Source organism: Ktedonobacteraceae bacterium (assembly GCA_035653615.1).
GTDB lineage: Bacteria > Chloroflexota > Ktedonobacteria > Ktedonobacterales > Ktedonobacteraceae > DASRBN01.
On sequence record DASRBN010000030.1, the window covers coordinates 79,841 to 94,423 of the forward strand.

General features: G+C 52.1%; 12 protein-coding genes. 4 read left to right on the top strand and 8 right to left on the bottom strand.

Features of this window, described 5'->3' with window-relative positions:
* The first annotated feature begins 88 nt into the window (after positions 1–88).
* The 3 genes from VFA09_15365 to rsmG are packed head-to-tail and all read left to right on the top strand — an operon-like array spanning position 89 to position 4,420.
* Positions 89–1,492 carry a sigma 54-interacting transcriptional regulator gene (locus tag VFA09_15365; GenBank protein ID HZU68655.1) on the top strand — a complete coding sequence of 468 codons (1,404 nt, stop codon included), beginning with the start codon at positions 89–91 and terminating at the stop codon, positions 1,490–1,492.
* Positions 1,493–1,503: 11 nt separating this feature from the next.
* Entirely contained in the window at positions 1,504–3,699 is a 2,196-nt protein-coding gene (locus VFA09_15370) for a VWA domain-containing protein (GenBank protein HZU68656.1), read from the top strand.
* A complete protein-coding gene (gene rsmG, locus VFA09_15375) occupies positions 3,692–4,420 on the top strand; it encodes a 16S rRNA (guanine(527)-N(7))-methyltransferase RsmG (GenBank protein HZU68657.1) in 729 nt (242 codons plus the stop codon). Before VFA09_15370 ends, rsmG begins: the two co-directional genes overlap by 8 nt.
* Positions 4,421–4,833: 413 nt before the next feature.
* On the opposite strand, the gene VFA09_15380 is transcribed toward rsmG, so the two are convergent.
* Positions 4,834–5,115, bottom strand: coding sequence for a hypothetical protein (locus VFA09_15380; GenBank protein HZU68658.1), 282 nt, complete (start codon positions 5,113–5,115; stop codon positions 4,834–4,836).
* Positions 5,116–5,153: 38 nt separating this feature from the next.
* Positions 5,154–5,285 (bottom strand): hypothetical protein, encoded by a 132-nt coding sequence (locus VFA09_15385; protein ID HZU68659.1) that lies wholly within the window; start codon positions 5,283–5,285, stop codon positions 5,154–5,156.
* 74 nt (positions 5,286–5,359) lie between these two features.
* Between VFA09_15385 and VFA09_15390 the strand changes: the two genes are divergently transcribed.
* Entirely contained in the window at positions 5,360–5,971 is a 612-nt protein-coding gene (locus VFA09_15390) for a GNAT family N-acetyltransferase (GenBank protein ID HZU68660.1), read from the top strand.
* A 15-nt stretch (positions 5,972–5,986) separates the two neighbouring features.
* On the opposite strand, the gene VFA09_15395 is transcribed toward VFA09_15390, so the two are convergent.
* From VFA09_15395 to VFA09_15420, 6 genes are all read right to left on the bottom strand, one after another.
* Positions 5,987–6,373: a pyridoxamine 5'-phosphate oxidase family protein gene (locus VFA09_15395; protein HZU68661.1), complete on the bottom strand. Its 387-nt coding sequence runs from the start codon at positions 6,371–6,373 to the stop codon at positions 5,987–5,989.
* A gap of 84 nt (positions 6,374–6,457) precedes the next feature.
* Positions 6,458–7,786, bottom strand: coding sequence for an adenylosuccinate synthase (locus VFA09_15400; GenBank protein HZU68662.1), 1,329 nt, complete (start codon positions 7,784–7,786; stop codon positions 6,458–6,460).
* Positions 7,787–7,878: 92 nt separating this feature from the next.
* Complete coding sequence (locus VFA09_15405) at positions 7,879–8,835, bottom strand: hypothetical protein (GenBank protein ID HZU68663.1); 957 nt, start codon at positions 8,833–8,835, stop codon at positions 7,879–7,881.
* 451 nt (positions 8,836–9,286) lie between these two features.
* Positions 9,287–9,796, bottom strand: a complete 510-nt coding sequence (locus VFA09_15410; protein HZU68664.1) for a Mov34/MPN/PAD-1 family protein — start codon at positions 9,794–9,796, stop codon at positions 9,287–9,289.
* A 119-nt stretch (positions 9,797–9,915) separates the two neighbouring features.
* Positions 9,916–11,187 carry an MFS transporter gene (locus VFA09_15415; GenBank protein HZU68665.1) on the bottom strand — a complete coding sequence of 424 codons (1,272 nt, stop codon included), beginning with the start codon at positions 11,185–11,187 and terminating at the stop codon, positions 9,916–9,918.
* 107 nt (positions 11,188–11,294) lie between these two features.
* Positions 11,295–14,408, bottom strand: a complete 3,114-nt coding sequence (locus tag VFA09_15420) for a LuxR C-terminal-related transcriptional regulator (protein HZU68666.1) — start codon at positions 14,406–14,408, stop codon at positions 11,295–11,297.
* Between the last annotated feature and the right edge of the window lie 175 nt (positions 14,409–14,583).

Here is a 14,583-nt window from a genome sequence, read left to right on the forward strand (position 1 = left end):
GTGGGATCATGCAGGATTGGTTTATCGTCCCCTATCCCAGCCATGCATTCCATGTAGCCCACCCCAAGAAAGGTAGCAAATAAGCGGAATGACCATTATGACCCGACCTCACACCATTGGTGAGTTGCGAGAAAGTGGATATAAAGTTCTCTCTGTCAAAGAAGAGATGCGGAAAAATCTGATCGCGAAGATTCGGAAAGGGGAAGAACTCTTCCCTGGGATTATCGGCTACGAGGATACTGTGATCCCCCAGGTCGAAAATGCCATTCTCTCCGGCCAGGATATCATCTTTCTGGGCGAGCGCGGCCAGGCTAAGACGCGTATGGCCCGCAACCTGGTCAACTTGCTTGATGATGAGATTCCGGTAATTGCCGGGTGCGAAATTAATGATAATCCCTATGAGCCTATCTGTAAGGCTTGCCGCGATAAAGTTGAAGAGAAAGGTGATCGTGTAGAAATCGCCTGGCTGCCTCGTGATATGCGCTATGGCGAGAAGCTGGCCACTCCTGATATCACCATCTCTGATCTTATCGGCGAGGTAGACCCCGTGCGTGTCGCAGAGGGGCGCTATCTCTCCGACGAATTGACGATTCACTACGGCTTGATTCCTCGCACCAACCGTGGCATCTTCTGCATTAATGAATTGCCTGACCTGGCCGAACGTATCCAGGTTGGCCTGCTGAATATTATGGAAGAGCGCGATGTGCAGATTCGTGGCTACAAGATTCGTTTGCCGCTGGATGTCTACGTGGTCGCCAGCGCCAACCCCGAAGATTATACCAACCGCGGGCGTATCATTACGCCATTGAAAGACCGTGTCGGCTCCGAGATTCGCACGCACTATCCGCTCACGACCGAACACGAGATTCAGATCATGGAGTCTGAAAGCACCCACTTCACGACCGAGGGCTTAGAGATCATCTTCCCCCAGTTCATGAAGGAAGTGATCGCGGAAATTACGCAGCAGGCACGTCGCAGCAACGACATCAGCCAGCGTTCTGGCGTTAGTGTGCGTGTCTCCGTCGCGAACTATGAGAACGTTCTCAGCAATGCTTGCCGGCGCGCGTTGCGCCTCAAAGAGCGGCAAGTTGCTCCTCGCGTGAGTGATCTTTCCGCCATCATAGCCTCGACGAGTGGTAAAATTGAGCTTGATACGGTGGGTGATGTCAAAGAGGAGCGCATCGTTCAGAAGCTCATCAATGCCGCAATCCTCGAAGTTTTTGGTGAATACTTTGAAGTGCGTGAATTTGAACAACTGGTAGCGGGCTTCGAGCGCGGCCTGAACGTCCAGGTAGGCGATGATTTGCCATCCATGGAATATGTCACCCAACTCTCGCGGGTTGGTGGTTTGAGCAAAGCCGTCGACAAGCTCAATGGACGAGGTAGCCCCGCCAGTATCGCATCCGCCGTCGAGTTTATCCTCGAGGGCCTGCACTTGAACCGTCGGCTTAATAAGGATGAAGTGAACGGCAAGACTCGCTACCGGCGCTAGGAAATACTTCCATGTTCAAACGCTTTTATAAGAACCGTTACGGTTACTCGCGCTGGGACGGCACCCAGCGCATCGAGGGACTGGATGCCGATGATATCCTCAATGCGCTCTCCGATGACTACATGGAGGGCGGCAACCTGCAGCAGGCGCTTCAACGCCTGATGCGGGACGGCATCCGTACCGAGGATGGCCAGCGTACCATGGGCCTGCGCGAGATGCTCGAGCGTATGCGCAACATGCGCAACCAGCAGCTAAATCGCTATAACATGGCCTCAGGCGTGATGGATGATCTGCGCCAGAAGCTCGAAGAGATCAAGCAACTGGAGCGCCAGGGCATCCAACGCCGCCTGGATAATGGCTCCGGGCAAGATCAGCAATCGTCCCAACCATCGGGCCAGCAGCCGTCCGAGGGGCAGGAGCAGGACGGCCAGCAGCAGCCATCAGGTCGTCCACAGGCTGGGAGCCAGACTCCATCTGGAAGCCAGCAATCAGGACAGCAGGGTGAAAGTGGCAGTCAGTCGGGACAGTCCGACGAGGGCAGCGACGATTTGACGCCTGAGCAAAAGCGCAAGATGCTTGAAATGATTGCGAAGCGCAAGCAGGACTACCTGGATAAACTGCCACAGGATATTCCCGGCCAGATCAAGGGACTCTCCGAATATGACTTCATGGATGACGAGGCGCGCGAGAAGTTCAAGGAACTGCTGGAGAGCCTTCAGCAGCAGATGATGCAACAGTTCTTCCAGGGCATGCAGCAGTCGTTGCAAAGTATGACGCCAGAAGATATCGCCAGGCTGCGCGAGATGATTCGCGATCTCAACAAGATGCTGCGCGAGCGCCAGCAGGGATTGGAACCTGACTTCGACTCGTTCATGCAGAAGTATGGCGATTACTTTCCCGGCGTGAATTCGCTCGATGATCTGATCGAGCAGATGCAGCAGCAGATGGCGGCCATGCAAGGCATCATGGACAACCTCTCGCCGGAGCAGCGGCAAGAGTTGCAGGACCTGATGGAACAACTGATGGGCGATGATCGCATCCGTGTTGACCTGATGGAACTGGCGCAGAATCTCGAAGCCATCGCTCCGATGGAGGATATACGGACGCGCTTCCCATTCCGCGGCGGTGAATCGCTGCCTTTTAACGAGGCCATGCGCATGATGAGCCGCTTGCAGCAAATGGAGGGGTTAGAAGACCAGCTCCAGGAAGCGCGACGACTGGATAACCTGGAAGCCATCGATAGTGAGAAGGTCAAAGACCTGCTAGGAGATGAGGAGTATCAATCAATCGAGCAATTGAAAGAACTCATGAAGGTGCTGGAGGAGGCCGGCTATATCCAGAAGAAAGGCAATCGATGGGAATTGACCGCTCGCGGTATCCGCAAGATTGGCCAGAAGGCGCTCCAGGACATCTTCAACAAGCTCAAGCGTGATGGCTTTGGCCGGCATATCAGTCCATTCAGGGGAGTAGGCGGCGAGCGCACCGATGAAAGTAAGGCCTATCAATTCGGCGATCCATTCCTGCTTGACCTGGAAAAGACGTTAATGAACGCGCTGCACCGCCGCGGTGTAGGCACTCCGGTCACTCTGCAAAAAGAGGACTTTGAGGTGTACCGCACGGAGTTCACTACCCAGTCTTCTACCGTTCTGATGATCGACCTTAGCATGAGTATGGTCTACAATGGGTGCCAACCTGCGGCGAAAAAGGTCGCGGTCGCCCTGGAAAGCCTGATCCGCTCGCAGTTCCCGCGCGACAACCTGTATGTTGTCGGTTTCTCTTTCCTGGCGCGTGAATACAAGCCGGAGGAACTGGTAGAGATGGGGCGCTACGATAACAGCACCGGCACGAATATGGCGCATGGCCTGATGCTGGCCCGGCAATTGCTGGCGCGTCACCGTGGCGTGAACAAACAGATTATCATGATTACCGATGGTGGCCCAACCGTGTGGTTGGAGAATGGTGAATGGCAATTCGGCTATCCGCCAAACCCATTCGCCGAACAGCAGGCACTGTTAGAGGTGCAGCGCTGCACGCGCGAGGGCATCACCATCAATACCTTCATGTTGGAAGATGATCGATGGATGGTTGCTTTCGTCAACCAAATGGCATCGATCAATCATGGTCGTACATTCTATGCAGATAAGAACAACCTGGGTGAATACCTGCTGGTTGATTATCTGAATAGCAAGAAGAAGTTCATTGCGTAATCTATTCGCTGAGGGCTTGCGCCGGCTCGGTCTCGAGCTAACCGCGCAGGAGTTGGAACAGTTTGAGCGCTACCGCCAGGAACTGCTCGACTGGAATACACACATCAACCTGACTGCGATAACGGATCCAGAGGAAGTGTTAGTCAAACACTTCCTCGATTCTTTATCGTTACTGCTGGCTTATGACAATCCTCAGGCGCGTTTGCTTGATATCGGAGCCGGCGCAGGTTTCCCAGGTCTGCCCTTGAAGATTGTGCGTCCGTCGTGGTCAGTAGTATTGTTAGAGGCCACCGGCAAGAAAGTGACCTTCTTGCAGCATGTGATTGAAACGCTGCAACTGAAGGAAGTGGAGGCTGTACATGGACGTGCTGAAGAACTGGCGCGCAAACCCGAATATCGTGCGAGGTTTGATGTAGTGGCAGCTCGCGCGGTTGCTGCTCTACCATCGCTGTTGGAATACGCCGCGCCTTACTGCCAGGTTGGAGGACAGATCATTCTTTTCAAAAAAGGCGAGATCACTGAAGAACTGGAACAGGGAAAACGGGCGGCGAAACAACTTGGCGCATCCTTTAAGTCAGATATTGTTGTGAATTTGCCGGGGCTGGAAGATGGACGACGTCTCCTGGTATGGGAGCAGCAGAAAAGTTGCCCGGGGCAGTTTCCCCGTAGTGGCTCCCAGATGGCGAAGAAACCACTGGGAGAGGATGCAGCTCATGGCTAAATGTACTCTCATTACGAGCAGTCAATGTGCTAGAAATCTGCCCCTGTCGAAGATGCCACCAAAAAAACGGCTTACCATGCGAACAACAAGGGTGATAATCATGCCCTTAAGAATCCATTCCCAGAGGGGTAACTGGCTGTTACGTTTCCTTGCTTTGAACATGGGAAATACCTTTCTCCCTGCACAGAATGTTGCATGCAGATGCTTCATATTGTATTACGTGTGCAAGAGCTAAAAAATAGCAAGCCTGCATACAACTGTGGAAGATAGTTTGGGCTACGGCTTCGTTCATCCCATGCACGATAGTTCTATCAAATTCATGCTCTTCAGACAGAGGATGAGTTTATCGCGAGCATTCAAAGGCTTGAGACACCTCTATGCTGAAGAGCAAAAAGGCGGCGCGTCGTCCTGCTTCAGGTATTTAAAGTCATTCCTGGCTTCTCTTTCGCTACTTCTTTCTCCTCGATGCTCTTTCCTTGCGGCGTCTGTGCGGCCTCGGAAATTTTCTCACGGTACTGGTAGAGGTAGTCGAGCAGTGAATAAGCGGCTTGTGCATTAAGACTTACTTGCTCGTTGGGATTATCTTCGGAAGCAATGCGCAGTTCTGCATTGACGAACTCGAATCTCCAACCATGCACGCTCATCGGCGCAATATTCACCGTATTTTCTGTCGTCTGTGTAACATCCATATCCATGTCATACTCCTTTCTACCAATCGATTGGTATACTATGTCTATCTTCTCCCGCGGAAAAAGCCGCGTATGAGACGGCGCACTATACGAACCACGATGACGACGATGATACTCTCAACGATCCATTCCCAGAGGCGTGACATTATGCCATTGCGCCTGTTTGCCCTGAACATAGCTCTATCTCCTGGCTGCAAAGCATTTTCTGTACAGGTACCTTTTTGTTTAACACGTATGTGAGAGGTAGGAAGTGGCAGAACTGCACTATAAGCTGGACAACCAATCCTTGCCACACTATAATTTAGGCATGATACAGCAACACATTTTTGAAAACCTGGATGTGCCTGAGCGATTCAAATGCCAGATCCTCTCATTTTCGCGCATCGAATGGCCTGAGCTGTTTTCTGGAACGAACAGGTTACGGGATTGGACGACAAAGCCCGAGATGCATCCCGTTACGTTTCTTCTGGAAGAGGAGGGTATCCTTATCAGCCATTTAGAGGTTGTCTGGAAAATGCTTTCCCATGGGCAGGAAGAATATAAAGCATATGGATTGACAGGCGTGTTTACCTATCCAGCCTTTCGGAGACAGGGATATGGCCTGCAACTGGTTCGATCAGCCAGAGATTACATTGAGCGCAAAAGGGATGTCGATATCGTGATCTTTCATTCCACCGTCAAAGGATTTTACGAACAAGCGGGATTTGAACGTATGGATAACCTGATCACTCTTATAGGAGATTTGCTCAATCCTGAGAAAAGCTCCGAAACAGCTTTTATGCTCTTTCTATCCGAAAAAGGGAAACGCGCTAGAAAGAGTTTTGTAACGGGGCCGCTATACTTTGGCGAAAAAACCTGGTAAGGCCTTTTCTTCCCCTTAGAATCTCCAATCGGTGCGCGTGCCAACGGTGCCATATTCCCACGTCATCACGTGTTTCACATGCACGCGGTACAGGTCGCAGTTTTCCTGAAATATCGTATCACTGGCACCACTATGCGGGTCTACATACTTCTCGGCATAAGCAGAGTCGATACGTTTCAACTCTTCCGGGTCTGATACTATCTCCACGTATCCTTCCAGGATGATCACATCATCTCCATCCCCGGCATGGACAACAATCCAGGGCTGTTGAGCGAGATTTTTCGATTTTTGCATATCGCGCCTGCTGATGAAATAGATGCTGGTGCCGTCCCAGACGAACCAGACGGGTACGGCATGGGGACGACCATCCGGGCGCGTTGTACTGATCCAGATGGAGCGCATTGCCTTCAGAGGTAAATCAACTTTGCGTCAGGGAATGTGACCGGGCATGTATCTTTTCCTTACGAGTGCATGCAAAATTGAAACCTATCGTATCGCGTTCCTGGGATAGCGCGCATCATACTCCGGGGTGGCCAGCATATCCTGTACCTGGATCGTCCTACCCCGTTGCGGGCTGACCGAGACCATCGCAATGGGCGTTTCGATCAAGGTTTCCAGGCGTTTCAAGTAATTTTTCGCGGCTGCCGGCAGTTGTTCGTAAGAACAAACGCCTGTGGTATCACACTGCCAGCCTTCAACCTCCTCGTAAACAGGCTCGCAGGCGGCGAGGGCGGTTTGTGTGGCGGGTAGGCTGTGGATGAGCTTGCCGTGAAGCTGGTAAGCGGTACAGATTTTGATGGTTGGAAGTGTGTCGAGAACATCAAGCTTGGTGATGACGGCGGCATCCAGGCCGTTGAGCTGGGCGACAAAGCGACCGGCAACGGCATCGAACCAGCCGCAGCGGCGCTCCCTGCCGGTATTGGTACCATATTCATGCCCACGTTCGCGCATCAATTGGCCGGTGCCATCAAAGAGTTCGGTAGGCATGGGGCCGCTGCCGACACGTGTGATATAGGCCTTGTAGATGCCGATAACGCGATTGATGGAGCGTGGCGGCAATCCTGCACCTGCGGAAGCGTTGGCGGCCATTGTCGAAGATGAGGTAACGAAAGGATAGGTGCCGAAATCGATATCCAGCAGCGCGCCCTGGGCGCCCTCCAGAAGAATGGTTTTGCGCTCAAAGAGCGCATCATGCAGCATTGCCTGGGTATCGGCGATATGCGAGCGTAATTGCTGGCCGTAACCGAAGTACTCGCCATGGATTTCTTCAAGCGAGAGCGGCGGTTGCCCATAGATTTCTGTAATCATGCGATTCTTTTGTTGTAGGATGCTGGCGAGCTTACCCCGGAAAGCGTCGACATCGAGCAGGTCTGCCATGCGGATGCCGATGCGGGCATGCTTATCAACATAGGCGGGAGAAATGCCCCGCTGCGTACTGCCGATCTTGTCCGCGCCACGAGCCTCTTCCTCAAGGCGGTCGAGCAGAAAATGATAGGGCATCACCACGTGTGCCCTTTCACTAATATAAAGCCGGGATGTATCTATACCCCGGCTTTGTAGCTCTTGCATTTCAGCGATAAGGCCCTTGGGGTCCACCACGACACCATTGCCGATAATGCATGTGGTGTTGGGAAAGAGTATACCTGATGGCACGAGACGAAATGAAAATTCTCCTTTCTCATGCACCACGCGGTGTCCCGCATTGCTCCCTCCCTGGTAACGGACGACGAAATCCGCATGCATTGACAACTCATCTACAATCTTCCCCTTGCCTTCGTCTCCCCATTGGGCTCCGATGACTGCTACAACGGCCATAGCGTATTTTCCCTCTCCGCTTCTAGTGTTATCCGATTTGTCCATCTGCTATAGTACGTTATGCGCTTCTCAGGTGTCAAATATTTCCGGTACTACGGTGTTGCCTGCTGGAACTGGAATCGGCCCAGCATGTATTCGAAATATTGCGTATTGGCGGCATCAAATTGGCTAGTAGATGCCTGTAATTCGATAATGTAGGCCAATCCCTGGTGTACGGTAGCGTAGACCTCAATCTGTTCCTGCTGGTTATTTACCTGGTAAGACGCGATTTTATACACCCAGTTTTCGCCAGCAATGGTTGTGCTTGAAGACGATGTTGGCGGCATATAGCCAGGTTGTGAAGCAAAATTATTCAAATCATTATCAACCAGTTGATCTGCTGTACCTGTTGCCGGCCCCGGCGTTTTGAAAGCGGCAAACATATCTGGCGAGGTTGGATTGGTGAACTGTATACCGGTGTTATCTGAAGTGGATGCCTCTTGCCATCCAGCAGGATATTCGACTATATAGCCTTTTTGTGTGCATGTGGTATCACACCATGTGAAACCCGGGTCAGGTGGCGTCGAGGTAGCTGCCGGAGATGGCGATGGTGATGGAGTGGGAGACGGCGTCGAAGAGGCCGTGGGGCTTAACATTGGAGACGGGTTGGATGCCGCCGTTGCCGTAATAACGCTTGTAGGATGGGAAGCCGTTTTGTTATGGGCTTTAGATGAATTATTATGCAGCAGGTAGATCGCTCCAAAAGCGGCAACGGAAATGATTGCGACTGAGAGACAGATGCAAATGATGATGAGGACGGTGTTATTCTGTTTTTTCTGTGGCGGAAAGTCTGGGGGCCTCTGGTAGTTCTGGCCATTGATAAATGGCGGAGGCGGTGAATACATCGTGGGCGGACTTGCATAGTTGCTCGCCTGAAAAGGACTCATAGATTGACGGTACTGATTAGCGCCCGGAAATTCCCCAGGATTTGGCCTACCTATAAACATCTGCGGTTGTTGTGGATAGCCCATCTGAAAGTTCTGATTATTGCTGGCTGCTAAGGAGGACATCGCCTCGGTAGCCTCGTTATAAAAGCCGGACTGCTGCTGTGGCTCAGATGAGGCAATGATGGGCGAACTGGAATATAAGGGCCCAGACGGCGCAGATTGACCGCCTCCATAAAAGGTATGGGAAGGGGAACTTGAAGGATGCATTCCTGAGTTGTATGCATTGGGTATTGAGGGCGGGAGCGAACCATATCCGTTGCTCAAAGCTCCGCTGGGCATTGATTGTGAATTCATCAACTCAGTTGGCTGCGCAGGCGGTATATTAGGTGTTCCACATTGTCCACAAAATGTTTCACCTGGGCCGACCTCATTACCGCAGTTAGGGCATCTCATTGCCATATGTTGCGTTCCTCTTCCCTGTTGCCTCATGAGATTGTTCATTCCATTACCGGCGTCCATTATAGCTCATAGATGTGTTCTTGGCTACCCATTTGACCGAATGTCTCATAAGGGGTTAAGGTATGTCATCGAACGGCTTTTCGGTCACCTCTTCAAAGTGAATAGGGATGCGTCTCAATCCCTCGCCCTCATAATGATGATAGGCTACGAAAGACGAATCCGGCAACAATCGCAAATGACGTTGTACCTGCTGTAATAACGTTGGATTGCGGTCAAATGGTCCGCTAATAATCAACCATATCCAGGGAATCTGCTGTTCAACGTTGACCCGTTTCATATTCTGGCGATCGGTGCTGCTGGCGACGGCCAGTCCCGTCGGATGACTATGATAGACCCCTACAATCTCGCCTGGATGCTCGATGTCAACGGCCAGCAAATCTTCAGGAGCAAATTCGAAGTAAACGGGTGAGTCAAAAATATTGCGCAGGGGATATGCCTGCTCAATAAACCAGTTCCCATCATCATCTCTTCTTCCCAATAGAACCCCGCACGCCTCGATGAACTGGCGTTTATGGACATCCAGCAGCATCGTTTTCTGGGCGCTAATACTGATGTGAACGAACACTCTACTGTTTTCTCGCATATTCTATCAAAGAACGCTTTCTATCCACTTCGAGAGATTTGTGCATATCTTTATACTATCATACGTGGGTGAATTGTGTGAGAATAAACACGACAAGAGCCTTATGTGGTCGGCTCCTGGTGGCTCTTGCGCAACGATGGAGTGGCGATTACTACTGAGACGATGGCTAGAGCAATAATCAATGCCCCGGCAGCATAAGTCTGAAAGTGGCCCCACTCTGTATAGACCAGGCCACCGAGCAGGGGGCCGAGAATCATCGCGATTGACTGGATTGACTGGCCCGCGCCACCTACCCGGCCTTGCTCACCCGGCCCGACCATGCGCGAGGTTAATCCGCGCAGCGCGTTTTCGACCAGCCCACCGGAACCCGCGAAGAGAATGACACCTGCTACGAGCAGGATTGGCGAGGCAAACAGCGCGATGGAACCGAGCAGCAGATAGCTGATTGCTACCAGAATCAATGAACTGATGCTGAGCTTTACATCGCCGAAGATGGTGATCAACCTGCCCACCAGGATGCCCTGCACGACGATATCGACCACTCCTACCGTCGTCGCGATGATTCCTGCTTGAGTAGCATTCCAGCCCAGGCTATCCTTCATCAAAATGGTGAGCGTGGCCTGTAGCATCGCAAACGGCAAGGCGTAGAAAAAAGCGGCCAGCAATAGCCAGCGCAGATTTGCTAGCCGGAACACGTCGTTCATTTGTTTGAGTGGATTCAGGTCGCGTAGCCGAATTGCCGCCACGCGATGCTCTTTGTTCAAGCTCTCGGGCAGGAAAAAGAAACCCCAGGCGATATTGAGCAGGATGACTCCGGCAGCTACGAGAAAGGGTGTGCTATAGTTGACAGTCGCCAGCAGACCACCGATGGCAGGCCCAACCATAAAGCCGACTCCTGAGACGCCGCCGATCATACCGAAGTATTTGCCGCGCTCCTCCGGCTTCGTAATATCGGCGATGTAGCCGAAAAGAACGCTGAAGTTGCCACCCGTCAGGCCATCGATGATGCGTCCCAGGAAGAGTACCCAGAGCGAGGCTCCTAAACCAAAAAGTATGTAGCCGACTGCTGAACCGAGCAGGCAGATGAACAGGATCGGACGGCGTCCAAAACGGTCGCTCAGCAGGCCCAATCCTGGCGCTGCGATCATCTGGCAAATGCCATAACTTGCTGTTAACCATGAGACGACCAGCGCGAGATTGTTCGGATTACTCAGGTGTCGCAATGTCATAAACGGCACAACGGGTCCTACAATCGTCATGCCCATTGTATTTAAAAATGCCATGACCATGAGAAAGAGCAGCGCCTTGCGTCCCGGAGCAGCTTTTGTGCTGTCTGCATTCTCTGTTGGCGTAGAGACTTCTGATACATTCATGTACATGTCCTCCAATCGAATTGCATTGTTTTGTATCATGGTCTCTACTGTACCTGGTGAAAGGACGAACTGGCATCATGCATGAGGATGATTTGCCGGATGATTTTTTAGACCAGTTCAAGCTGCCTGGCAAGGGCGCTAGCCTCGACACGGTTGTTGACGTTCAGTTTGCGATAGATACTCTGTACCTGCGTTCGTATCGTATTGACCGACACGACCAGTTCGCGTGCAATCTCTGCATTGGAGTTTCCTGCCGCGAGCAGACGCAGGACTTTCTGTTCCTGCGAACTTAAAGGCTCTATCAGTACTGTGGTAGGTTGTGTGTTTTGCTCTGATGTGCCGATTTCCCTATCAAAAGCGTGGAGGATGCGACGCGCGTAGGCCAGTACAATTTTCTCGTGTATTTGAGGTAAGCATCCGTGCAAGAGGTTGGCCAGTTCCTCGCCTTCATTGAGGTAAAGGCGCATATAGTTCTCGCCGTGCGTGAGTTTTAATAGTTGCAGTAATTGCTGCTGCGCTTTCTCACGCGATTTCTGTTGGAGATACGCTAGCGTCAGTACCATCCGAATTTCCATCCAGAAGTACAGGTGGCCGCTTTGCTGTGTTGCCGCACTTAAGGAATCGAGCCGCTCTATTGCCTCGCCAATCGCTCCTTGCGCAAGAAACAAACGAGCTTGTAGCAACTGCTCGCGCTGCCGCTGTAGTAATGGTAGAGGTTCTTCACGTTGCTTGATACTTGCAAACCAGCGTTCAGGACCGACGTGGTCACCGCTCATGAGTTGCAAGCGCGTCAGCGTGGCCTGTACTTCTCGATAGAGGTGGTAGCTGTGAGGCGTGCTGAACGTTGTTTTCCCGGTCAACCACGCCAGGAGACGTTGTTGTGCCTGTTTGCTCTGACCCTGCGCGTACTCAATCAGCGCCAGTCGCATCGTTGCCAGGGCCAGAAACTCTTCCACATTCATCTGCTCGCCAATTTCCAGGGTCTCCTGTACAGCCTGCTGTGCCTCTTCCAGATTGTTCCATTGATAGGCAATTTGTGCCAGCCCCAACTGCGAACGAGCAATATCGTCAAAATCCCCCTGCGCCCGGGCCTCGGCCTGCATCTGGTGAAACTGCTCAGCCGCGTGATGAAGCTCTCCCTGCTCTAAACTTACCCAGCTGAGCATGCCGCGAGTCGCACGCGCATAGATGACATTGCCCTGTTGTTCATTAAGTGTCAGTGCCTCAAGCAGGTAGGTGCGCGCGTGTTTCAGCTGCCCGTCAACCATCTCTCCCATTACGACCACCGTCAGAGCAATACTGCGCCAGGTGCGTCCTTCAGGCGGGAGCCATGCCAGCGCCTGTTTGGCCCATGTGACGGCCTGGAGCATTTTTCCTTCTTGACGCGCTAGTAGTGCCCGGAAAGCGAATACTTCGGCCAGCTTCGCGGTGTTATTGGCATCACGCCATTGTTGTTCCGCCACTTGCAGCAGGGAATAAATACGCTCTTTGCGGTCTGAAGCACGTGGGTCTTCCATGAGTTTAAAAAGCAGGGTCATGGCGTAGTGCAAACAAAGGTAGGGGTTGCGTTCCAGCACTTCTTGCGGCAGGCATTCCAACCAGCGATTCAAGCTATACACCTCCGGGATGGTTGGCATAATGCTCTGCTGTTTGTCCTCGATGAACTGCTGGATAAGATTGGCGGAGCGGGTAAAGTCAGCAGCATAAAGCGCGGTTTCAATTGCCTCGACCAGCAGTCCATGCTGCTCGTACCACAGGCTTGCCGCGGCAGCAAGGGCGCGCAATCGCTCATCTCCCAATCGTTTGCGAGCTTCTTGCTGCATTGCATCAGCAAAGAGAGATTGATAGCGTCCCCACTCTCCTGTAGCGTTTAATGGTATCAGAAAAAGATCGCCTCCATATAGTGCCGCGAGCCGCTGCGTGCTGTCATTGCGCTCCAATACCGCATCGCAAAGCGCGGCTGCCAGGCGAGGAAAGATGCATGTCTGTAGCAGAAACTCTTGCAGGTCTTCCGGTAGTGTCCGCAGCACTTCGTTCAGAAAGTAATCCTGGATTCTCCAATAACGGCCTGAAAATGCCTCCAGCGTGTGCTCAAATTCTTGCTCGCTTTTCACAAGAGGCAACGTTCCGGAGAGCAGGCGTATACCCGCGGGCCAACCCTCCAGTTTATCGTATATCTGGCGCAACACTTTTTCTGAAAGTGGGAAAGGGAGTTCCTGCTCGAAAAAAGTGCGCGTCTCTTCTCGCGAAAACCCCAGGTATGGCGGGTAGATTTCCAGCAGCTCGTTACGCGCGCGCAGGCGGGTCAAAGAGAGAGTAGGGTCTCCACGCATAAGCAGGAACACGTGAAACGAAGTGGGCAGGTGCTCAAGGAAAAAAGCGAGTGTTTCACGCAGCGGCGGCGAGCTAATCGTATGAAAATCATCCAGAATCAGGACACCAGGTTGTTCAAGCTGGCTTAACTCGTTCAATAGAGCGATCAGCATCATTTGCAGAGGCTTGAAAGGTGGCAACCGGTTTGCCAGCAACAATTCAAGCGCCTCCTTGCCGAAGTCTGCTTGAAACTTCTGGCAAGCCGCAATGATGTAACGCCAGAAGCGAATGGGATCGTTATCGCCCTCATCCAGGGCAACATAGGCGATACGCGCAACGTCCTGGTCTGTGCCTCTTTCCGCAATCCATTGAGCAACTGCAGTTGTCTTGCCATAACCTGCTGGGCTGGAGATGATGGTCAATTTGTGTTCGAGACCTTTATCCAGCAGTTCCAGCAAATGCTCGCGTTTCAGAAGTGATTTCTGGCTGCGAGGTGGCTGTAGTTTGGGCATCAAGAGTGGTTCGAATTGTACAGGACTGAAAGCAGGGGAAGCGTTCTCAGAGGGCTGGCCAGTTTTCACCTCATCCCACTGTGCTAATAGGGTTGAGATTTCTTCCAGTCGTTCCGCGTTCAATTGCACGCTGCGACCGGCGTAACGCTTCACCATCTGCTTTCCATGGCGTTGATAAGCGTACCAGTAATCATCTTCACCACGGCTGCGCTTCTCTTTCAACAAATTGATCTGTCCATTGCGACCATGAAAGGCAAACGAGCGATGGGCTGCGAGCCATTGCTGCCAGTATTCTTCATCTGACAGCAAATGTGAAGCTCCGCTTTTCGACTCGGTTAAAAGATACCTGTCTTCCTTCTGGGACCAGATTACGATGTATTGTGCTGTCTTCGGCATTGACGTATATTATCTCTCTTATTTTTGCTCCCCAACAAATCCTTGTGGATGATTATATGCCGGAAAGCAATAGAATACAAGCCGATGATGACCCACACGTGGAGAAGATCAGGATGCGAAGCGACAGTGCCCGGGAGATTCTGAGCGCAGCGAAGAATGACAGGTTCCGGGATAT